This is a genomic window from Sorangiineae bacterium MSr11954, assembly GCA_037157815.1.
GTDB classification, from domain to species: domain Bacteria; phylum Myxococcota_A; class Polyangia; order Polyangiales; family Polyangiaceae; genus Pendulispora; species Pendulispora albinea.
This window is the reverse complement of record CP089984.1, coordinates 953,769-973,657: the sequence shown is the minus strand read 5'-3', so window position 1 is coordinate 973,657 and position 19,889 is coordinate 953,769. Positions and strand designations below refer to the sequence as shown.

Genomic DNA, 19,889 nt, shown 5'->3' with positions numbered 1-19,889 from the left:
AGTGATGGATTCGCAGGATATGATTGGCGGCCTGCGAGGATTATGCCTCATCGTTACCGCACGGCGCGCGGTACCGTTTCTACCAGAAACGGTGAAGAATGTATTTCGAGACGCCGTTACCAGTCTCGTCATACCGTTTGCTTCGGACGCGGGAGCATTTGTCGGCATCGACAGCTCTTTCTTGGTACAGACGTTGGAATCCATGGCGTCCCTATCGGACGATGAGTTCTACACGCCCCAAGCATTCAACCTGCAGCTAAGCCTTTTTAGTGGCGAACCATTTCCCAGCTATCCGTTCGTTTCAGAGAAAGGGGCCGAGCCAACGGCGCTCGCAAAACCATTCTTGGAGACGTCGAGAAATTTTCTCCACGCAGCAATCAGATTGCGCATGCAAGCCTCCGTCAATTCCCCCCTTTCACCGTTTTTATCACAGACGATCTCGTTTCTGGCCACGATTTGGGGACCAGGCCCTGCGGCGGATTCGATGGCACGTGCGACTGTAGTGGACGTCGCAAGCGACGTGTTATTATCCAATCACGATCTTGCAAGTCGACTCGACGATTCTCTGATGCTTGCGCAAGCCAACGCTGTGTTAAATGCGCTACGCAACGTTATAGACATCATCAATAGATGATGTCTATAACGCAAACTGCGACTTATTTAAAAAACATTTAGGTCAACGATTTACTTGGAAGGAGGCGGACCTCGACTTCGTGACCAGCAATATGTGCCGCACGCGCACCAACTCCAGGCGCCAACCCACCGACACTCGCAAAGAAAGACAAATCAAATGAGACTCTCGTCCTTCAGCGGTTCGATCACGATGGCGATAAGTGCCGTTTTCCAACTGGCTTGTGGTCCCGCCGTCGGAGAAGCTCGTATCGGGGCGCCGCGCCCTCCGAAACCTGAAAATTGCACCTTGCAGTTCGCGTCGATCTCGGACACGGACACCCAGCAGGGAGGCAAGTTCGGTGCAGGAGGCGAATACGAGGGCATCGGGGTCGTCATGATTGGTGCAGATGAGGGCACGGATGCGATGTCCGAAAAGATACGCGAGATCGTGCGGCCCAAAGCATGCGCGATGGGAGGTGAAATGCTCAGCCTCGCGGTCTCCGGAGTCGGCGCCAATCGCCGGGGTCATCCACAGCAGAATATCGTGTTTCAAGTGTGGGCACGCCGTAAGGCAACGCCTGCCCTGACCAGCTTCTGAAAATTGAAATGCGCTTTGGTTCATCCAACGGAGTTCGTATGGATCGGAGTATGGCGAAGCCATTTGCGCGCTTTCGAGCAACGAAAGGACGGCAACGTGAACGAACCGAATGGACGGCGAGCCGGCGACCCCGAATCGTGGGCAAGGTAACACCATGAACGAATCCCTTGCGAGAGCAATTGGGCGCGTAAGTGCGAATGCGGCGGTCGCCGTCTTCGTAACGGCGACGTGCGTTTCGTGCGCGCCGGCTCGAGACGCGAGCTCGCCGGATCGCCAGACCGCGCGTGCCGCGATTCTCACCGTTGCGCGGGCGGTCTCCGTCGCGGACGAACTGTGCGCCACGACGGCGCGCGAGCGACGCGACGCGCAGCTCGCCAAGACCTGCGCAGATGCTTACGACACGGCGCGCCCCGCTCTCCTCACCGCCGAAGCTGCGGTAGACGCGTGGGAGACCGGGCAACGTGGCAAAGCATCTTGCTCGGCCAACGACGCCGTCATCGCGCTTCGACAGCTTACCCTTGCGCTCAGAAGTGCAGGTGTCGCGATCCCCGCGGTTGTCATCGACGCGCTTTCGCTATCAGAGGGATTCGGAGGAATGTGCCATGTCCGAACGTGAGGAGTCCTTAGTCGATTATGTCGAAATTGGGATCCAGCTGATCCAGCTTGCAGCGAAGCTTGCACCCGTCCTTGGAGCCTGGCTCGCCAGCCTGCTCGATGGGCGAGACGATCCCCTCTCGCTCCGCGTGCGCGATATCCTGCCGGAGGAATCCCGCTCACGCGCCGTCCAACGGGAGCTCGGCGGCTGAGAGGCGACGCCCCGGCGCTCGCCACCATACCGTGCCCCCCGGGCGCCACGGATCATTCGCCGAGCGACTTGCGGTAGGTCACGCAGCGATCCACGAGCTCGAACCCGAGCGCGGCGTGCGCGCGCTGCGCATCGTGGTTGTCGGCCCACGTATCGGACGCGAGCTCGGTGCACCCTTGCTCCCTCGCCCAAGCTTCGGCGCGAGCGATCAGCGCGCGCCCGATGCCGCCGTGCCGATGCTCCGGGGCTACGTAACCGTACGGGCAAAGACGCCGTGCGGGGCGGTCGCGTTTGATGTTCATTGCGCGCATGGCGAGACATGATGCGAACTGGTGGGCTGAGCGGATCAAGGAGCTGGCGCAAAGCGGCGACGCGGCGGGGATCGCCCGCCGACACAGCGTCAGGGAGCGGACGTTGATCTGGTGGCGATCCGAGCTTGAGCGGCGCGCGCGCACAGCAGGCCCCACGCGCCTGCTGCCCGTCGTCGTGACACGACCTGCGACGGTGGAGCGCGATATCGAGCTTGTCGTCGAAGCCGGACCGGCACGCATCACGATGCGTGGAGCGATTACGGCCGAGCATCTTGCGGCGCTGGTGGCCGCCGCGGCGCGCGCGTGTTGAGTCTCGGGCCCGGCATCGAGATCGTCCTCGCGAGTGCGCCCGTCGACCTTCGGCGCGGACACGATGGCCTCGTGACGCTCGTGCAGTCTTTGTGGAAGGCCGACCCGTACAGTGGCACCCTCTTCGTGTTTCTTGGTCGCCGCATGGATCGCGTGAAGATCCTCTTCTTCAGCGCGGGCGGCTTCGTTGTCTATTACAAAAGGCTCGAATCTGGGCGCTTCACGCTGCCGCGGATCCCTGAAGGGGCCTCATGCATCGACCTCGACGCGACGTCGCTCACCATGCTGCTCGATGGTGTCGATCTTCGTCTCGTTCGACGCACACCGATGTGGAAACCCGCGAAGACGACCGCCGAAGCGAAAAAGGGGATCGACATTCGGCGGAGTGCATGATCAAAGCTGTTTATTGGTCCCTCCTCCCGACAACGACGAACACGGTTCCTGCGCTTGGCGCGAGTACGCGCAGTACCTCGAACAGGAGGGTGCGCGGGCGCAAGCTCGAATGGATATCATGCAGGCCGAGCTCGAGGTGCTCAAACGCGCCTTCGCCAGGCGTACCGAGAAGATGGGCAAGATGCCCAAGATCGCGCGGCCACCGAGGACGCCAGCGGAGATCGCCGAGCGCCGCACGGAGCAGGCTTTGCTTCGCGCGGAACACATCGTCACAGAAGAGAAGACGGAGCCCGTGCCCGAGACGCTGAAGAAGTGTCATCTTTGCGGCGGCACGAATTTTCGCAGCGTCGGCACCGGCAAGCCATCCGAGGTTTACTCGTACGTCCCGGGCTACTTCCGACGTGTTGTGCACACGCGCGAGGTCGTCGCGTGTCGATGCGGTGGATGCGTCATTACCGCGCCGCCGCCGGAGCGTTGGTCGGACAAGACGCGGTACGATTCGAGCTTCGTTGCGCACCTCGTCGTCTCGAAGTGCCTTGTCGTCACGCCGCTTTATCGTCTCGAGCAGTCGTTCGCGCGGCTCGGTATGCCCATCGCACGAAGCACGATGAATGACTTGTTCCGGCGTGCGGCGCAAAAGCTCGAGCCCCTCCGAGCCCCGCTCTTCGACGTCATCAAGAAGGACTTCCTCGTCCATGTCGACGAGACGTCGTTTACGCTGACGAAGCAAACCTCGAAGGCGTTTATCTGGGCCTTTGTTGGCAAGCGCCTCACGGGATATCGCTTTGAGCTCACGCGTGGTGGCGATGCTCCACTCGAGGTCCTCGGTGATTCGCCTGGCGCATTTCTGTGCGACGATTATCGTGGATATGACCCGCTCGAGAAGCGAGGACTCCGTCAGCGATGTGGCTGTCTCGCTCACGTTCGTCGGAAATTTTTCGAGGCCGGGGAGGTGCCCGAAGCGAAGGAAGCACTCGACCTCATCGCCGGAATGTACGGTGTCGAGCACGAGGCAGAGCATCGCGCGTTCCTTGGCACGGCCGAGCATCTCGCGCTGCGGCGCACCTATGCACGGCCTCTATTTGTCCGATTACTTCTGCTTTCTCGCGAACTTCGTCGTGCACACGGACCGAAGACGTTGCTCGGTCGTGCCGCGCACTATGTATGGCGCAACCTGCGCCCGCTCGGCCGTTTTCTCCGCGATCCGCGCATCCGCCTGGACAATAACTTGGCAGAAAATGCCCTTAGGCTCGTCGCTCTTGGCCGGAAAAATTTTCTATTTGTCCACAGCGAGGACGCCGGTAAGGAACTCGCTCTGCTCTACTCACTGGTCGTCTCGTGCACACGCGTTGCCATCAATCCCGTTGAGTACATCGCGGACGTCCTCGAACGCATCGACAAGACCGCCGACGACAATCTCTCGAACCTCCTGCCCGATCGCTGGAAACCACACGCGATCGCATCACCCTCGACGTTCTTCGACCCTTAGACCATCGCGGATCGAACGGAACCCCGTTCAGGCCGTTCGCCGTACGGTTACGGGGCTACGTACCATGCCTCGATGAAGCCCACGGGCCGCCTTGGATCGCAGCCATCGGCGTGGGAGCGTAACCCGACCTCCACGAAGGCGATGGGCACGCCGTCGTCGGCTTCGCTCGCGGCCACGAAGAGAACGACCGGCAGCGTGCTTCGCGGCTCTCCAATGAGGATCGCAGAGGCATCGTCCCGGAGCTGGTCCACCGGAACATCGGACCAAAGCCTCCCGCGCAGCGATGCGAGCGCCTCCAGATCCCGAAGCTCGGCAGGCCTCACCTGTATGCGCAGCAGCATCGCACGCGTTCGCCCCATCGCCAATGTCCGTCGCTCCATCGCCAACGCAAACGCCTACGGCATCACCGAAGCCCGCTGACGGACGATGTACGCCACGCGCTCGGCGGCCGCCGCCGGCTCCACGGCATGTTTCGTCCAGGGGCTGCCCTCGTATTTATCATACGAAGGTTGGCCGCCCGCCGTCTCGAACCGAACCCGTTCGACGGATTGGACCTTGCCAGGAATCTTCGCGCCAAACCAATGCGCGTCCTCTTGGCTCGCCCAAGTGACCCACGAAAGATCGGCCCCCGGCGGATACGGCATTTGCCCGGCGCGGCTCGCTTTTACGGCGATGTCGTTGCCGAAGAGCGTCGACATCGTACCGTCGTTTCGATGGATCGCCGACGTGATGACCTTCCACCCGTGCGGATCGAGCTCGGATGTCGCCGGCAAGGACGCAAGCTCGTTGCGCGTATCCGCGGGCGCGGGCTCGCGCGCCCCACAGCCCGCGATCCCGAGACCCGCGACGCAAAAGTTGCAAAGAGCGACGCCAAAGGCCCATCGCGCACGATCGTTCATGGCTCGGGCTACGCACGACCCCAAGAGGGGTTTCGCGCATCCCCGCTTCGTCGATCGATTTTCGAATCCACCCGGCGGCGCCCGCTATCGGCCCGCTACCCCAACGCCCACTTCGTCCGCGTGTACGCCACCCGAAACCCGCGCCGCTCGGCGTTGCGCTGCGACGTACTTCCGGGCTCGGTCACCATCATGGCGACGTCGCACCCGCGGGCGCGCGCATACGCCAGACGCGCGGCGAGGAGCACCGCTTGGGCGCCGCGGCTGCGATGCTCGGGGATGGTGCTCGCGCCGGCGAGGAGCGCCACCTCGCCGTGGAGCGCGAGACCGCCGGTGGCCATCGGCTCGCCGCCAGGGCCCTCGGCGATGAACTTCAGCATATCGGAGTTCGCGAACGATACGGTCGCCATCCCGCGAATGGCCGCGGCATACGCGGGCAGCTGCGCCCAGCCTCGAACCATGGTCTCGATCCAGCGCGCGCGATCCCCCTCGCGAACGAGGCGCACGCGGGGCGCGGCCGCACCGGCCGGCGCACCCTGTTCAACGAACACCTCGTCGAGCGGCTGCACGAGAACGGTGCTGAGCTCGAGCGGTCGATACCCCCGCGCCACGAGCTTGGCGAAGAGCCCCACGCCCGCAAGAGGGCTCGTCTCGTGGTGGGCGGCTGCGCCGCGCGCGCGGAAGAAGGTCTCCAGCTCTTCGAGCACCTCGTCCGTGGCCTCGACCTGCATGCCCAAGCCAAACGACTGCGTCATCGGTGAGCCAGCACCATCGAACATCGCGTAGGTCCCCGCGACCTCGGTCCATGCCGCGCCCGAGGCCGGCTCGAGCTTGGCGCGCGTGCCCACCATCGATGCGTTGATGGCCCCCTCGGTCCGCTCGAGCCGCTGCGCGAGCGACTTATCCATGAAAATCTGGCTCTTCATCGGATCGTGATAGGCGTTGCTCCAAGGCCTGACAAGCTGCGGGCGGCCAGCCGACAATCGCGCGCAGCGCAACGCGTAATCGCCAATGGCATGTCCAACGCCGCTTGACGCCCAAGAGAGACCGGTTCTAGCTAGTGCGTGTTGTCCGAACAAATGTTCGTTTACCGAACAAATCCCAAAAATGCGGAAAAAGGAGGAGCACCATGAGCACGCAAGCCATGAGAGCGGGGCGAGTCGATGGTTCGAGCGGCGAGCTTCTTCCCCAAGCCACATGGCGCGGGCGCGTTTTTTCCTCCGGATGGCGCGAGCTGGAGACGTCGACCGACGTGGTGGAGCCGGCGACACTGCAGGTGGTGGGCCGCATCGGCCTCGCAAGTCCCGGCGACATCGGGCGCGCGGTCGGCCTCGCACGGGAAGCTCAATCGGCGTGGGCCGACCTACCGTACGAGGAGCGCGCCGCGATCTTTCGCCGTGCGTCGCAGCTGATGCAGGAGCACACGGCCGAGATCAGCTCGTGGATCATGCGTGAGAGCGGAGGGACGCGCGGAAAAGCGGCCTTCGAGGTGGGGCTCGCGCTCAAAGCGCTCCATGAAGCGTCGGCGATGCCATCGCAGCCGCAAGGGATCGTGCTCCCCAGCCAACCCGATTGCGTCAGCATCGCGCGAAGGCGCCCCATCGGTGTGGTGGGCGTCATTGCGCCCTTCAACTTCCCGCTCTATCTGGCCCTTCGTGCGGTCGCCCCCGCGCTGGCGGTGGGCAATGCCGTGGTGCTCAAACCCGATCCGCGCACGGCCGTCTGCGGAGGTGTGGTCATCGCGCGCATCTTCCAGGAGGCGGGGCTCCCCGAGGGCGTTCTCCATATGTTGCCCGGCGCGGCGGATGCCGGCGCGGCGCTCTGCGCCCATCCGCAGGTGGGGATGATTCAGTTCACGGGCTCCTCCACGGCGGGACGCAAGGTCGGCGAGCTCGCGGGGCGGAATCTCAAGAAAGTGTCGCTGGAGCTCGGGGGCAAAAATTCGCTCATCGTGCTCGATGACGCCGATCTCGATCTGGCGGTGTCGAATGCAGCCTGGGGTGCCTATTTGCACCAAGGGCAAATCTGCATGGCGTCGAGCCGGATTTTGGTGCACCGCAAGCTCGAAAAAGAGTTCGTGGCCAAGCTGGCGGAGAAGGCGGCGGGCTTGCCCACCGGCGATCCATCGACCGACGAGAACGTCGTCATCGGCCCGCTCATCAATCAAGGGCAGCGCGATCACATCGTATCCATCGTGCGCGATAGCATCGACGCGGGCGCGCGGCTGGAGACGGGGGGAACGTACCAAAAACTCTTCTTCCGCCCCACCGTCTTGAGCCAGGTCAAGCCGGGCATGCGCGCCTTCGAGGAGGAAATCTTCGGCCCCGTCGCCCCGGTGACCGCCTTCGACGACGATCGCGAGGCGGTGGCCTTGGCCAACCAGACCGAATATGGGCTCTCGGGCGCCATTCTTTCGAGCTCCGTGGGGCGCGCCACCGCGCTGGGGCGGCAGCTGCGCACGGGGCTATTGCATATCAACAATCAAACCATCGACGACGAGGTCATCAACCCCTTCGGCGGCGTGGGCGTATCGGGAAATGGAACGAGCATCGGCGGGCCCGCCAACTGGGACGAGTTCACGCAATGGCAATGGATGACGATTCGCGACAAAGCACCTGCGCGTCCGATTTGAATCGGCCATTGTAGAGCACATGGCACATACGAAGACCGTCACACGGGTGAGCACGCAGGTGGGCATCGTGGGCGCGGGGCCGGCCGGCCTCCTGCTCGCCCACTTGCTGCACCTTCGCGGAATCGAGTCGGTGGTGCTCGAGGCGCGCTCGCGCGACTACGTCGAGAACCGGCTGCGCGCCGGCGTCCTCGAACAGGGCACCGCCGATTTGCTCACCGCCACCGGCCTCGGCGAGCGCATGCGCCGCCAAGGTCTGGTCCACGACGGCATCTTTCTTCGCTTCGCGGGCCGCTCGCACCGCATCGACTTCCGCGAGCTCACCGGCAAGGCCATCCTCGTTTACGGCCAGCACGAGGTCGTCCGCGATCTGGTCGCCGCGCGCCTCGCCTACGGCGGCCCCCTCCGGTTCGACGTCGACGGCGTCCGCGTCGAGGGCCTCACCTCGCATCGTCCCACCATCCGCTTCCGCGATGCGTCGCGCGAAGAGGTCGAGCTCACCTGCGACTTCATCGCCGGGTGCGACGGATTTCACGGCGTATGCCGCCCTTCGATCCCGCCCTCGGCCATTCACTTCTTCGAGCGCGAGTTCCCCTTCGCCTGGCTCGGCATTTTGGCGGAGGCACCGCCGAGCTCCACGGAGCTCGTCTATGCCCACCACGAGCGCGGCTTCGCGCTCTTGAGCATGCGCTCGCCCACGGTGAGCCGTCTGTATTTGCAGTGTGCACCGAACGAAGATCTCGGCGATTGGTCCGACGATCGCATCTGGTCGGAGCTCCGCACCCGCCTCGCCACCCGCGACGGCTTCGCCTTGAAGGACGGCCCCATCCTCCAGCGGGGCATCACCCCGATGCGCGGCTTCGTCGCCGAGCCCATGCGCTTTGGCCGGCTCTTTCTGGCCGGCGACGCCGCGCACATCGTTCCCCCCACCGGGGCCAAAGGATTGAACTTGGCGGTGGCCGACGTGCAATGGCTCGCCGAGGCGCTGGGGGCCTTCTTCCGCTCGGGCGACGAAACGTTGCTCGAGCAATATTCGGCGCGCTGCCTCCAGCGCGTCTGGAAGGCCGAGCGCTTCTCGTCGTGGATGACGGCGATGCTCCATCGGGTGACCGGACAATCCGACTACGATTACCGCGTTCAATTGGCCGAGCTCGATTACATTGCATCGTCCAAATCGGCGCAGGCGACCCTCGCAGAAAACTACGTAGGACTCCCCTTCTCGTAGAGGCGTATCTTCCATGAACCACGGCACCTACCGACCTCCCATCCCCGGGAGCCAACCGCCCTACGCGTACGATCCCTATGGGAGCACGCGCAAGCGCGCCCCCAAGCAGCCGCTCGTACGGCTGCCCACCACGTGGACCGAGGCCAGCGGTCCCTCCTTTTCACCGGCGGTGGTGCCCCCCATCGCCAACCTGGCCAAGACCGCCGAGGGTCGCGAGGCCATCGGCGAGCGCATCGTGGTGGCCGGCAAGGTCACCGACGAAGATGGCCGGCCCGTACCGGGCACCATGATCGAGCTCTGGCAGGCCAACGCCACCGGCCGATACGACCACGGCGGCGACCAGCACGACGCCCCGCTCGATCCGAATTTTCGCGGCATCGGCCGCGTCTTCACCGACGACGAGGGCCGCTACCGATTCACGAGCATCAAGCCGGGCGCCTATCCCTGGCGGAATCACCCCAACGCATGGCGACCGAACCATATCCACTTTTCCCTCTTCGGCGCCGGCTACGCCTCGCGGCTGATCACGCAAATGTATTTTCCGGGCGACCCTTTGCTGGCCATCGATCCCGTCTACAACTCCATCCCCGATCCCGACGCGCGCGCGCGGCTCGTTTCCACCTTCGACATCGAGCTGACCATGCCGGAGTACGCGCTCGGCTACCGCTTCGACCTCGTGCTCCGAGGCCTCTCGGCCACCCCTTTCGAGAACGGATGACGCGAAGCATGCCCACCGCCACCAGCCACCAAACCATCGGCCCTTTCTGGCACGGGCTCGCCGACCTCGAGTGGTGCGATCTCACCCGCTTCGGCGCAAAAGGCCGGCCCATCGAGCTGCGAGGGACCATCACCGACGGCGACGGCGCGCGGGTGACCGACGCCTGCGTGGAGATCTGGCAAACGAGCCCGCCCGCGGGAGGCACATTCCCGGGTTGGGGCCGGTGCGCCACCGACGCCAACGGGCAATTTGCGATTCGCACCCTCGACCCCGCGCACCATGAAGAACGCGAGCAACGCGAGGAGCGCAAGGAACGCGACCGCGCATGGGGGCACGGAAACGATATGGAGCAAGCTCCACACATCGCCGTGATGCTGCATGCGCGCGGGCTGCTCAAGCCGCTCATGACCCGCATCTACTTCGCGGATCACCCGGCCAACGCGCGCGATCCGGTCCTCCAATCGCTGGAGCCCGCGCGCCGGTCCACCTTGCTCGCGAAGAGCGATGGCAACGGCTCTTGGCATTTCGACATTCGGCTCCAAGGTGAGCATGAAACGGTTTTTTTCGAGATCTGACGAGGAAAGGACAGCATGATCGACAAGCGCGTGAACACCGTGGCCGAGGCCCTGGCCGGGGTCGCCGACGGCTCGACGGTCCTGATCGGCGGCTTCGGATCGGTGGGGCAGCCGAACGCGCTGATCGAAGGCCTCATCGAGCAGGGCGCCAAGGATCTCGTGGTGGTCTCGAACAACGCGGGGACCGGGCGCACCGGGCTCGCTCGGCTGATGGAGCTCCGTCGGGTGCGCCGCATCGTATGCAGCTTTCCGCGCAGCGCGGGCTCGGTCGTGTTCGAGGAGCTCTATCGCAAAGGCCAAATCGAGCTCGAGATCGTGCCGCAAGGGACGTTGGCCGAGCGCATCCGCGCCGCGGGCGCAGGAGTCGGTGCATTCTACACGCCAACCGCCTACGGCACGCGCCTATCGCAGGGCAAGGAGACGCGCATCCTCCATGGCCGCCCGCACGTCCTCGAGTACGCGCTCAGCGCCGATCTGGCGCTCATCGAAGCGTGGTGCGCCGATCGCTGGGGAAACCTGACGTACCGCGAGACCGGCCGAAATTTCAACGCGGTCATGGCCACGGCGGCCAAGCGAACCGTGGTTCAAACGACGCATTTCGTGGAGCTCGGCGCGCTCGATCCGGAGGCCATCGTCACCCCCGGCGTCCACGTCCACGGCATCGTGCAGGTGCCGTCCGAGCTCGGCATGAGCCGCATCCCCGCATGATGCGCTCCGCATCGCCCGCAGCATTCGTAGCGCCCGTATTTTCATGAGAACGGAGAATCGATGGATCGAGCCCGCCCCCTCTCCCGCCGCGACATGGCCGCCCGCGTCGCCCGCGACATTCCCGAAGGCTGGTACGTCAATTTGGGAATTGGAATGCCGACCTCGATCGCCGATTGCGTCCCCCGCGATCGCGAGGTCATCATCCACTCCGAAAATGGCATTCTGGGCATGGGCCCCGCGCCCGCCCCCCACGCCGCCAGCGACTGGCTCATCAACGCCGGCAAGCAGCACGTGACCCTGCAAACCGGCGGCTCGTACATGCACCACGCCGACAGCTTCGCCATCATCCGCGGCGGCCACCTCGATCTCTGCGTCCTCGGCGCCTACGAGGTGGCCGAAAACGGCGACATCGCCAACTGGGCCACCTCCGAAGCCGACACCGCCCCCGCCGTGGGCGGCGCCATGGACCTCGCCGTCGGCGCCAAACGCATTTGGGTGATGATGGAGCACACCACCAAAGAAGGCGCCCCCCGCCTGGTCCACCGCTGCACTTATCCCCTCACCGCCCTCGGCGTCGTCCAGCGCATCTACACCAACCTCGCCGTCATCGACGTCACCCCCTCCGGCTTCCGCGTCATCGAAATGGTCCCCGGCCTCTCCCTCCCCGATCTCCGCGCCCAAACCGGCGCCCCACTGCAGCTGGGAGAATCCGCAGAGCTCCGCTGACGCCGCTTTGGGATGAGCCGCTCGTCGCGGTCGCGCGCATCAAAGCCCGATCGACGGGCCTCGAGAATGCGCTACGTTGATGCCCATGGAGGCAGCACGCACCAAACGACGCAGCCTGCGCGTTCCCCCGGCGCTCGAGCCCTTGGTTCGCCAGCTCGCCGCGCTTCCAGACGAGGATCGAAAGGCCGTCGTCCAGGCGGCCGAAAACGCACGCCGGCCGCAGCGCGCGGTGGCGTCATGGGACACACTCGACTCGCTCCGTGGAGTCGTCCGTTTGGGTGGAGATGCGATCGAAGATTGCGATCGGCTCTACGATGGGTGACGTCACCCTCGACGCGAACGTGCTCGTCAGCTGGTTCGACGGCAACGATGGAATGGCTGCCCAATGTGCGGCGCTCCTCGCGCGATTGCGCGCCGATGGTCATACCCCCGTGTTGCTCGACATATGTGTGAGCGAAGCGGTATCCGTCGTATGCCGCCGCTCGGGGAGCGGAAGGCCGCGCCGCCGAACTTGAGGGCCGTCCTTGCCAAGGTCCGCGACGCCGCCGAACGCGACGAAATTCGCTTCGTGGCGCACGAGGCCGAGGATCGGATGGCGGAGATTCTCGACGTGATCGAGCAACCGGGCGGAACCCTCGACGTCAACGACGCGCTGCTGGTGGTGCTCCAACGAGACGGAGTAATCGACGAGGTGGCGTCGTTCGACCAGGGTTTCGACGCGATGCCCGGTTTTCGTCGCCTGATGTAAGACGGTTGGTTCGTCGAACAGAGCTGATACGCTCACCCCATGACCCGTCCATCGTATGCGCATGGCGCGAGCGACATCCCCCTCCTGGGTGAGACCATCGGCGAAAATCTACGGCGGACCGTGGAGCGGGTTCCCGGGCGGGATGCGCTGGTGGTGCGTGCGCAGGGGTATCGAGCGACGTATCGGCAGCTCTGGAATGCTACGACGGAGTTTGCGCGCGGGCTGATGGCGCTGGGGGTCAAGGCGGGCGATCGGGTGGGGATTTGGTCGCCCAATCGGTTCGAGTGGGTGGTCATTCAGTATGCGACGGCGCGGGTGGGGGCGGTGCTCGTGAACATCAACCCCGCGTACAAGACGGCGGAGCTCGAATATGCGCTCACGCAGTCGCAGGTCAGCGTGCTGTTTCTCGCGCGGAGGTTTCGTCAGAGCGATTACGTGGGGATGCTCGACGAGGTGCGCGGGCGGTGTTCGGAGTTGCGACTGGCGCTGACGCTCGATGACGATTGGGGGCGCGTGCTCGAGATGGGGCAGGACGTGCCGGCCGAGGAGCTCGAGGCGCGTGAAAAGGCGCTTCAATTCGACGATCCGATCAACATTCAATATACGTCGGGCACCACAGGGTTCCCGAAGGGCGCGACTTTGTCGCACCACAATGTGCTCAACAATGGCTTCTTCATCGGCGAAGGGCTGCGCCTCACCGACGCCGATCGCGTCTGCATTCCGGTGCCGTTTTATCATTGCTTCGGCATGGTGCTCGGCAACCTGGCGTGCACCACGCATGGCGCGGCCATGATCATCCCCGGCGAAGCGTACGAGCCGCGCCTGGTGCTCGAGACGGTCACCGCCGAAAAGTGCACGGCGCTCTACGGGGTCCCCACCATGTTCATCGGGGAGCTGGATCTGCCCGACTTCGACACGTTCGATTTGGGCTCCCTCCGGACGGGCATCATGGCCGGCTCACCGTGCCCGGTGGAGGTCATGAAGAAGGTCATCGCGCGGATGAACATGCGCGAGGTGACCATCTGCTACGGAATGACGGAGACGTCGCCGGTCTCGACCCAGAGCTCCACCACCGATGCCCTCGAAAAACGCGTGGGGACCGTGGGCCGCGTGCACCCGCACGTCGAGATCAAAATCGTGAGCCCCGACACGGGGGCCGTGGTCCCGCGCGGCGAGCGGGGAGAGCTCTGCACCCGAGGCTACAGCGTGATGATCGGATATTGGAACGATGCCGCCGCCACCGCGGCCGCCATCGACGAGACCGGGTGGATGCACACCGGCGATCTTGCCACCATGGATGACGATGGCTATGTGAACATCGTCGGGCGCATCAAGGATATGATCATCCGCGGCGGCGAAAATATCTATCCGCGCGAGGTCGAGGAGTTCCTCCATACGCACCCCGCCGTGAGCGAGGCGCAGGTGATCGGGGTGCCCAGCCTGAAATACGGTGAGGAGGTCATGGCCTGGGTGCGCAAAAAGCCGGGTGCCACCATCACCGATGCGGAGCTCACCGCCTTCTGTACCGGCAAGATTGCCACCTACAAAATCCCCCGCTTTTGGAAGTTCGTCGACGAGTTTCCCATGACGGTCACCGGCAAAGTGCAAAAATTCCGCATGCGGGAGCTCGCCATCGCCGAGCTGGGGATCGAGGCGGCGTCGGCCATGCGAACGGCTTGAACGCGCCGTTCGTAAAACGAACCGCGTGACCGCGCCGTTCGCAGAACGACCGGCTACGGCGCCTTGCAGGAGAGCGCGCGGCTGCGTCGTTCGGCTTCCCGGGCCGTGACCGACACCCCCGTCGCGTGCCCCCACCGATCCAGAACGAAACGGTACGCGCCGCAAGCAGCCGCCGTGTCGCCCAGCTTCTCCTTGGCCATGCCCAACCAGAGGTGGGCCCTCACGCGCAGAAACGGGTAATCGAAACCTTGGCAAGCACGCGCGCCCGCTTCCAAAAAAGGCACCGCGCGCGCCGCATCCCCGGCCAGCAAGTGAATCCGCCCCGCGTAGGCGTCGAGCAGCCCGATGCGCCATTTGTCGTCGGGGTACCGCGGTCGCCCGCGAAGCTCGCCCGCCGGCGCACGCGCCACGGCCTCGGCGGCGTCGGCGGCGGACGTGACGGCGCTCCCCCATCGAAAGACCCAGCGCTCGAAATCGTTGAGGGAGTCGAGATACGCCCGATCCCAGAGGTCCGTCGACCTCCGCCACTCGTCCGCGGTCAGGCGCCGCCCTTGAAACGCCGCCGCCAAAAGCCAAGCTTCCGATTCGGCCGTGTCGGTCGCCGTCACGCTCTCCCGCGGCCACACGTCGCGAAGGCGAAGCGCGTGCTCGGCCACCTTCGCCGCGCGCGCGGTGTCGCCCACTTCGAGGAGCGTATCGACCCAGAGCATGGCCGCCCTCCAATGCGGACCGAGCGCGTTGGCCTCCGCCAAAGCACCTTGGAGGTGTTCGCCCATCCGCAACGCATCGCCGAAATTGCCGACGGTGATTTCCAGCTTGGTGGACTCGAGCAGGCGCATCTGCTCGCGCAGCGGCGGCACCAAACGCTGCCAGTGCCGGGGCAACACCTCCTCGATGGTCTCCTTGGGGGCCGCCGTCGCCGCCAAGTTTCGCGCGAGGAGCAAATAGCCTCGGTAGCCCTCCGACTCCCACGACACATAGCGCCTCGCTTCGGTGGTGGCCTCCTCGCATTGCCCGAATCGGTCGAAGAAGAGCACGCGGTCCGCCATGCACTCCACGGCGGCCGGCGAGTTCTTCAAGCACTGCTCGAGCGCCACGCGCACGTCTTCATCGCGGCCCAGATAGTCCAGCGCCTCGGCCCCGGCTTGCCACGCGTCGGCGTACGCGGGATCGACCTCCGCCGCCTTGCGCGCGTTCGCCAGCGCCGCTTCCACGTCTTGCCGGCTCCGCACGTGATCCAGCTTCGTGTACGCGGAGTAGACGAGGAGCTGCGCGTCCAGAGGAAACTGGCGGACCGCCTCGTCGAGGATCCGGTTCGCCTCTTCGGCGCGGGGCACCTCCTCGGCGAGGAGCACGGCGATGGCATCCATGATCATGCGATCGCGGGTGCTCAGCGCATCGCGAACGTGCATCGAGCTTCGAAAGCGCTCACGCTGCACGGCCAAGGGCGTGACGCCGTCCGTGTTGACGATGAGACGTTGGAGCTGCACTTGCGGGCACGATTCATCGATTTGCGCCGCCTTGTCGAAGTAGCGGCGCGCTCCTCCCCACCGACCTTCGCGCAGGGACTTGAGCCCTCCCTGATACAACCCGGTCACCGAGGGAGGGCACGACGTGGCAAGTGGAAGAGCCGTGAGCGCCGTGCCCACCGGCGCCGCCACCTTCGACGTGCCAACCGACGAACCGCGCGGCCGCCACGATCCGAGCGCGATCCCGACGACGAGCATCGCGATCACGACGGCGGCACCGAGCGGCACCGCGGAGCGCCGCACCACGGACCGCGGCGAAACCTCCGCGTCCGGCTTCGTGCTCGGACCAGGCTCCGACTCGCGCACGCGCCCCGCCTCGCGCACCCGCTCGGAGTCGCGCACCTGCTCGGAGTCGCGCACCTGCTCGGAGTCGCGCACCTGCTCCGACTCTCGAAGGAGCTTGCGCGGCAGCAGCGCGGGCCTCTGCGCGCTCAATGTCGGATCCAGAAGGCTCGCGCCGATTCGAATCAGCACATCGCGAACCTCCGACGCCGTCTGCGGCCTCTCCGTGCGCTCCTTGGAGAGCAACCGCGCCACCAGCTGATCGAGCCCGTACAGGACGCCCGGGCGAAGCTCGGAGATCCGCGGGGGCGTGTGCAGGAGCAGCTTGGAGAGCACCGTCGCGGGATCGGAGCCCTCGAAGACATCGCGGTTGGTGAGGCTTCGAAAGAGCACGCACCCGAGCGAAAACAAATCGGCGCGCCCGTCGAGATCCTCCTCGCTCCGCGCCTGCTCCGGGGCCATGTACCCCACGGTCCCGAGCACGGTGCCGGACGTGGTCGTATGCTCGGCAAACACCGTATGCACGATGCCGAAGTCGATGAGCTTGGGCCGCCCGATGTGGCCATCGACGAGCAGAATGTTGCTGGGTTTGACGTCGCGATGAACGATGTGGTGTGCGTGCGCCACCGCCAGCGCCGCGGCCAGCCGCTGCCCCAGCTCGATGACATCCGAGACGTCGAGAAACTCGTTGGCGGAGGCGAGGCGTTCGAGCCGGGCGCGCAAGCTCTCGCCCTCGATCCACTCGATGGCAAGATAAGGCGATCCATCGTCCGCGACACCGTGGGCCAGGTAACGCAGGATGTTCGGATGATCGATCTTGCCCAGCGCATCGGCTTCGAGCGCAAACCGACGGATGGCGGTGGGTGACCGCTCGTGCAACAATTTGATCGCGACCGTGCGCTCGGTTAGCCGATCAAACGCACGATAGACGATCCCCATGCCGCCGCGACCAGCCTCCTTTTCGATAACGAAGCGGTCGGCCAAGACTTGCTCGGCACCCGTCGGCGCGAAATTCGTCGATGCCATGCACGAGGCCGATATGCTACGCACTCGATCCGTTGCCGGCAATTCACCTGGCCGCGGGCGCGAATCGCCGAACGAGCGCCTCAGCCGCGGAGAGAGGCCTCAGTCCGCTGCGCACCCGCAGCCCAAGGCGCCATCGGATCGGTGGAGCGAACCAGGTGCATGCCCGCCTCGCGGAACCGCGCGAGCGCGCGCTCGGCGTCGGGCGTGAAATCGGCCGCGAAGCCCCCGCGCCCGTCGGGCACGGTCACTGAGGACATGCAGTCCACGAGGATGTACACCTTTTGCGCGAGGCGTTCGTCGACGCGAACAATCTCGTCCAAGAGATCGTCGATGGAGCTCTTCACGCAGTGGCTCGCCGCTTGTCCCGCCACCAGGACGGCGTCGGCCGTGAGGAGCGTATCGAGCAGCGCCGTGTTGCGCTGCGCGAGCGGCGGACCATCGTGGCGCGAAAGGACCTCGGCCCCAAATACGGAATAGTTCTCCGTGAGCACGTTGTCGCCTTTGGCCTCGATCCGCGATTGCGCGCTGCGCGCGAACGCGTGAAACATGCGCGCCTCGTCGAGGACGCCGGCCAGAGCATGGCCCGCGCTCCCCAGAATGCAGTGCGGCGGCCATAAATAGAGGCGGTACTTGCCGGCCTTCTCCAGCTCCGCGCAGTAGTGGCGCGCTTGGCGCAAGAGCCAAGCTCGATCGCCGTTGCACAGCCACGCGGCCACGTCGGGGTTGGGTCGCGCGCGGCCTAAATCGATGTCATCGGTGGTGATTTCGCGGAAGGCCGCGAGCGGCGCGCCGTCTTCGTCGACCCAGAACGAGGGAAAGAAGATTTGAAATGCCAAATGCGTATCGAGCGTGGCCGTCACATGGGTGATGGCGTTCAAATGGCGGTAGATGAACTCCGCCAGGCGGCGGTTGTCGTCGATGGCACCCCGCCCGCTGCGGCCGGCCACATAGAGCGAGCCCTCCGGAAAGCAGAAGTCCTTCTGGACGTCGATGAGGAGCAGGTGCACATTCCACGCATCGCGCGACGACGGCGTGATTCCGTATTCTTTTCGCCATCGCGCGGCCTCGGTGAAGAGCCGCTGCGCATCGGGCACATAATGGTAGCGGGCGGCGTTCGCGGGATCGAAGAACTCCGGAAGCGGCAAAGGGCGCGCGCTCATGGGCTCGTCTCCGCCACGAGCGCTTTGCGCGCCACGTGAAGCTTGGCGGCGAGCGCCTGGGTCGCGTCCGAGAGCGCCACGTCGAGGGCCCCGCGCCCCGAGGGGGGAGCATCGAGGGCTCCGATGGAGCGCGGAGGGTCGACGTCGCCGCCCGTGAGCTGCTCGTATCCTTGGGGCGGGGGTTCGCCAGCTTGCCCGATGACACCGCGCGGACCGTCGCCGCTGCGGCGCCGAAAGACCACCGGGTTGCCGGGGATGCTCTCCTTGCCGATGCCGGAATCGTCACCGAACTTCATGGTCGGCGAGGTGGCGGTCTGGCTCAATTTGTAGACGGCCGCCACCCGATCGCGAACGAGGCTGGTGCCGCTCGGCTTGGCGATGAGGTAACCGCCGTAGCCGTAGAACTGCTCCTCCGGCGTCCAGCCCACCTCGCGGCGCAGCACCTCGAATTTCTCCGTCTGCGCGGCGTCGAAGCCGTCTTCCAGGATTTGAACGGTGCGGATGCCCCGCTTGCGCGCCTCTTGAGCCGCGTAGCGGTATTGCATCTCTTTGTCCCCCGAGTCGTAGCGGATCGAGTCGCCGCGCCGCTGATAGCCCTCTTCGCCCATCAGCCGAAAGGCGGCGGGGATGCCGGAGCGAATCGTATCGAAGGTGTCGAGCAGGTAGCTCGATCGCCCCGGGCGCCGATCGCGCATGGCGCGGAAGGCCGCTTCGTCGGAGCCGAATCGCTGCACGTGCTCGTGGCCCATCGTTCCCACCGGGATCATATCGAGCCTCGCCGCGGCCCACACGTGGCTCGTCCGGCGGATGCCCGCGGCTTTGCACGCCTGCAGCGCAAGCTCATGCTGCTTGACGCAGGTGGCCGCGCGCAGCCCCACCTCGAAGATGCGCGCCGGATCGCCCACGATGCGAACGAGGTTGGCGGCCGTCGCCCGCACCCGCTCGAAGTACGCCTCCGAATCGACCATCACCTTGGGCGCGCGCACCCCCACCGAATCGAGGGTGGAGAGGACGATGTCTTTCTGCTCCTCGCAGGTGACGGTCCCCACCTCGGCGGCCAGGGCCGAGGGCTCCGTCAGGGCCAACGACGCCAATTGAATGCGGTAATGCAAATGCAACGCGAGCGGCTCCAACCAGGAGACCAGCGCCGAGGGCCCCGTCACGGAGAAGACCGGCTCGCGCGGGAGGAACCACGTCCCCTTTGGCAGCGCGCGCACCACCACCTGATTGCGAAACAAGACCGCGGCCTTGAACCCCGCGCCCATCTCGTATTCATGGGCGGCGAGGTACGCGTAGTCGTCGTCGGTCGGCATGGGCATGAGCTTTTGCAGCTCCGTCTCCACGTCGAACGGCAGAATCGCCGCGCCGCCTTTGCGCTGGGCGTAATAGAATGTCTCCTGGCGGAGGGGCCAACCGGCTTCCGCCATGCTGAATTTGTATCCATCGGTACGAAGAAGAGACATGGCTCAA

Annotated in this window: 22 protein-coding genes; 15 read left to right on the top strand and 7 right to left on the bottom strand. The window is 65.2% G+C overall.

Annotated elements, in window-relative coordinates; genetic code table 11:
* Position 1: 1 nt before the first annotated feature.
* The 3 genes from LZC94_04030 to LZC94_04020 all read left to right on the top strand — a co-directional run bounded on the left by LZC94_04030 (position 2) and on the right by LZC94_04020 (position 2,016).
* On the top strand, positions 2-634 hold the full coding sequence (locus LZC94_04030) for a hypothetical protein (protein WXB16449.1): 633 nt from the start codon (positions 2-4) through the stop codon (positions 632-634).
* A gap of 156 nt (positions 635-790) precedes the next feature.
* Positions 791-1,210: a hypothetical protein gene (locus LZC94_04025; protein WXB16448.1), complete on the top strand. Its 420-nt coding sequence runs from the start codon at positions 791-793 to the stop codon at positions 1,208-1,210.
* Positions 1,211-1,812: 602 nt separating this feature from the next.
* Positions 1,813-2,016, top strand: a complete 204-nt coding sequence (locus tag LZC94_04020; protein WXB16447.1) for a hypothetical protein — start codon at positions 1,813-1,815, stop codon at positions 2,014-2,016.
* Positions 2,017-2,068: 52 nt separating this feature from the next.
* Here the strand turns inward: LZC94_04020 and LZC94_04015 are convergent, their stop codons facing one another.
* Positions 2,069-2,317: a GNAT family N-acetyltransferase gene (locus LZC94_04015; protein WXB16446.1), complete on the bottom strand. Its 249-nt coding sequence runs from the start codon at positions 2,315-2,317 to the stop codon at positions 2,069-2,071.
* Here LZC94_04015 and LZC94_04010 point away from each other — a divergent pair.
* From LZC94_04010 to LZC94_04000, 3 genes are all read left to right on the top strand, one after another.
* Positions 2,307-2,636 (top strand): hypothetical protein, encoded by a 330-nt coding sequence (locus LZC94_04010; GenBank protein WXB16445.1) that lies wholly within the window; start codon positions 2,307-2,309, stop codon positions 2,634-2,636. The genes LZC94_04015 and LZC94_04010 overlap by 11 nt on opposite strands.
* Positions 2,630-3,028 carry an IS66 family insertion sequence element accessory protein TnpB gene (gene tnpB, locus LZC94_04005; GenBank protein WXB16444.1) on the top strand — a complete coding sequence of 133 codons (399 nt, stop codon included), beginning with the start codon at positions 2,630-2,632 and terminating at the stop codon, positions 3,026-3,028. Before LZC94_04010 ends, tnpB begins: the two co-directional genes overlap by 7 nt.
* Before the next feature lie 118 nt (positions 3,029-3,146).
* The gene (locus LZC94_04000) at positions 3,147-4,517 is read left to right on the top strand and encodes an IS66 family transposase (protein ID WXB16443.1); all 1,371 of its coding nucleotides are present in this window, start codon (positions 3,147-3,149) and stop codon (positions 4,515-4,517) included.
* 47 nt (positions 4,518-4,564) lie between these two features.
* Here LZC94_04000 and LZC94_03995 read toward each other — a convergent pair whose 3' ends face one another.
* The 3 genes from LZC94_03995 to LZC94_03985 all read right to left on the bottom strand — a co-directional run bounded on the left by LZC94_03995 (position 4,565) and on the right by LZC94_03985 (position 6,339).
* On the bottom strand, positions 4,565-4,858 hold the full coding sequence (locus tag LZC94_03995; protein WXB16442.1) for a hypothetical protein: 294 nt from the start codon (positions 4,856-4,858) through the stop codon (positions 4,565-4,567).
* 54 nt (positions 4,859-4,912) lie between these two features.
* The gene (locus tag LZC94_03990; protein ID WXB16441.1) at positions 4,913-5,416 is read right to left on the bottom strand and encodes a cytochrome P460 family protein; all 504 of its coding nucleotides are present in this window, start codon (positions 5,414-5,416) and stop codon (positions 4,913-4,915) included.
* Between the two features lie 95 nt (positions 5,417-5,511).
* Positions 5,512-6,339, bottom strand: coding sequence for a hypothetical protein (locus tag LZC94_03985; GenBank protein WXB16440.1), 828 nt, complete (start codon positions 6,337-6,339; stop codon positions 5,512-5,514).
* A gap of 203 nt (positions 6,340-6,542) precedes the next feature.
* Between LZC94_03985 and LZC94_03980 the strand changes: the two genes are divergently transcribed.
* From LZC94_03980 to LZC94_03940, 9 genes are all read left to right on the top strand, one after another.
* On the top strand, positions 6,543-8,045 hold the full coding sequence (locus LZC94_03980; GenBank protein WXB16439.1) for a benzaldehyde dehydrogenase: 1,503 nt from the start codon (positions 6,543-6,545) through the stop codon (positions 8,043-8,045).
* Between the two features lie 19 nt (positions 8,046-8,064).
* Complete coding sequence (pobA, locus tag LZC94_03975; GenBank protein ID WXB16438.1) at positions 8,065-9,267, top strand: 4-hydroxybenzoate 3-monooxygenase; 1,203 nt, start codon at positions 8,065-8,067, stop codon at positions 9,265-9,267.
* Positions 9,268-9,280: 13 nt separating this feature from the next.
* Positions 9,281-9,985 (top strand): protocatechuate 3,4-dioxygenase subunit beta, encoded by a 705-nt coding sequence (gene pcaH / locus LZC94_03970; protein ID WXB16437.1) that lies wholly within the window; start codon positions 9,281-9,283, stop codon positions 9,983-9,985.
* On the top strand, positions 9,982-10,560 hold the full coding sequence (locus LZC94_03965) for a hypothetical protein (GenBank protein ID WXB16436.1): 579 nt from the start codon (positions 9,982-9,984) through the stop codon (positions 10,558-10,560). The genes pcaH and LZC94_03965 overlap by 4 nt, the downstream gene beginning before the upstream one ends.
* A gap of 15 nt (positions 10,561-10,575) precedes the next feature.
* Positions 10,576-11,268 carry a 3-oxoacid CoA-transferase subunit A gene (locus tag LZC94_03960; GenBank protein WXB16435.1) on the top strand — a complete coding sequence of 231 codons (693 nt, stop codon included), beginning with the start codon at positions 10,576-10,578 and terminating at the stop codon, positions 11,266-11,268.
* A gap of 60 nt (positions 11,269-11,328) precedes the next feature.
* Positions 11,329-11,994, top strand: a complete 666-nt coding sequence (locus LZC94_03955) for a 3-oxoacid CoA-transferase subunit B (protein WXB16434.1) — start codon at positions 11,329-11,331, stop codon at positions 11,992-11,994.
* 85 nt (positions 11,995-12,079) lie between these two features.
* Positions 12,080-12,316, top strand: coding sequence for a hypothetical protein (locus LZC94_03950; GenBank protein ID WXB16433.1), 237 nt, complete (start codon positions 12,080-12,082; stop codon positions 12,314-12,316).
* 150 nt (positions 12,317-12,466) lie between these two features.
* Positions 12,467-12,742 (top strand): hypothetical protein, encoded by a 276-nt coding sequence (locus LZC94_03945; GenBank protein WXB16432.1) that lies wholly within the window; start codon positions 12,467-12,469, stop codon positions 12,740-12,742.
* Positions 12,743-12,781: 39 nt separating this feature from the next.
* Entirely contained in the window at positions 12,782-14,422 is a 1,641-nt protein-coding gene (locus tag LZC94_03940) for an AMP-binding protein (protein WXB16431.1), read from the top strand.
* Between the two features lie 53 nt (positions 14,423-14,475).
* Here the strand turns inward: LZC94_03940 and LZC94_03935 are convergent, their stop codons facing one another.
* The 3 genes from LZC94_03935 to LZC94_03925 form a co-directional block, all read right to left on the bottom strand.
* Positions 14,476-17,259 (bottom strand): serine/threonine protein kinase, encoded by a 2,784-nt coding sequence (locus LZC94_03935; GenBank protein ID WXB16430.1) that lies wholly within the window; start codon positions 17,257-17,259, stop codon positions 14,476-14,478.
* A gap of 80 nt (positions 17,260-17,339) precedes the next feature.
* On the bottom strand, positions 17,340-18,419 hold the full coding sequence (locus tag LZC94_03930; GenBank protein WXB16429.1) for a nicotinamidase: 1,080 nt from the start codon (positions 18,417-18,419) through the stop codon (positions 17,340-17,342).
* Positions 18,416-19,882 carry a nicotinate phosphoribosyltransferase gene (locus LZC94_03925; protein ID WXB16428.1) on the bottom strand — a complete coding sequence of 489 codons (1,467 nt, stop codon included), beginning with the start codon at positions 19,880-19,882 and terminating at the stop codon, positions 18,416-18,418. The genes LZC94_03930 and LZC94_03925 overlap by 4 nt, the downstream gene beginning before the upstream one ends.
* Positions 19,883-19,889: the final 7 nt, after the last annotated feature.

Excerpts from the sequence above, each read along its gene's own strand:
- LZC94_04025 (WXB16448.1), top strand. The coding sequence starts at position 791 with ATGAGACTCTCGTCCTTCAGCGGTTCGATCACGATGGCGATAAGTGCC.
- LZC94_04020 (WXB16447.1), top strand. The coding sequence starts at position 1,813 with ATGTCCGAACGTGAGGAGTCCTTAGTCGATTATGTCGAAATTGGGATC.
- LZC94_04015 (WXB16446.1), bottom strand. The coding sequence starts at position 2,317 with ATGAACATCAAACGCGACCGCCCCGCACGGCGTCTTTGCCCGTACGGT.
- LZC94_04000 (WXB16443.1), top strand. The coding sequence starts at position 3,147 with ATGCAGGCCGAGCTCGAGGTGCTCAAACGCGCCTTCGCCAGGCGTACC.
- LZC94_03995 (WXB16442.1), bottom strand. The coding sequence starts at position 4,858 with ATGCTGCTGCGCATACAGGTGAGGCCTGCCGAGCTTCGGGATCTGGAG.
- LZC94_03990 (WXB16441.1), bottom strand. The coding sequence starts at position 5,416 with ATGAACGATCGTGCGCGATGGGCCTTTGGCGTCGCTCTTTGCAACTTT.
- LZC94_03985 (WXB16440.1), bottom strand. The coding sequence starts at position 6,339 with ATGAAGAGCCAGATTTTCATGGATAAGTCGCTCGCGCAGCGGCTCGAG.
- LZC94_03980 (WXB16439.1), top strand. The coding sequence starts at position 6,543 with ATGAGCACGCAAGCCATGAGAGCGGGGCGAGTCGATGGTTCGAGCGGC.
- pobA (WXB16438.1), top strand. The coding sequence starts at position 8,065 with ATGGCACATACGAAGACCGTCACACGGGTGAGCACGCAGGTGGGCATC.
- pcaH (WXB16437.1), top strand. The coding sequence starts at position 9,281 with ATGAACCACGGCACCTACCGACCTCCCATCCCCGGGAGCCAACCGCCC.
- LZC94_03965 (WXB16436.1), top strand. The coding sequence starts at position 9,982 with ATGACGCGAAGCATGCCCACCGCCACCAGCCACCAAACCATCGGCCCT.
- LZC94_03960 (WXB16435.1), top strand. The coding sequence starts at position 10,576 with ATGATCGACAAGCGCGTGAACACCGTGGCCGAGGCCCTGGCCGGGGTC.
- LZC94_03955 (WXB16434.1), top strand. The coding sequence starts at position 11,329 with ATGGATCGAGCCCGCCCCCTCTCCCGCCGCGACATGGCCGCCCGCGTC.
- LZC94_03950 (WXB16433.1), top strand. The coding sequence starts at position 12,080 with ATGGAGGCAGCACGCACCAAACGACGCAGCCTGCGCGTTCCCCCGGCG.
- LZC94_03945 (WXB16432.1), top strand. The coding sequence starts at position 12,467 with ATGCCGCCGCTCGGGGAGCGGAAGGCCGCGCCGCCGAACTTGAGGGCC.
- LZC94_03940 (WXB16431.1), top strand. The coding sequence starts at position 12,782 with ATGACCCGTCCATCGTATGCGCATGGCGCGAGCGACATCCCCCTCCTG.
- LZC94_03935 (WXB16430.1), bottom strand. The coding sequence starts at position 17,259 with ATGGCATCGACGAATTTCGCGCCGACGGGTGCCGAGCAAGTCTTGGCC.
- LZC94_03930 (WXB16429.1), bottom strand. The coding sequence starts at position 18,419 with ATGAGCGCGCGCCCTTTGCCGCTTCCGGAGTTCTTCGATCCCGCGAAC.
- LZC94_03925 (WXB16428.1), bottom strand. The coding sequence starts at position 19,882 with ATGTCTCTTCTTCGTACCGATGGATACAAATTCAGCATGGCGGAAGCC.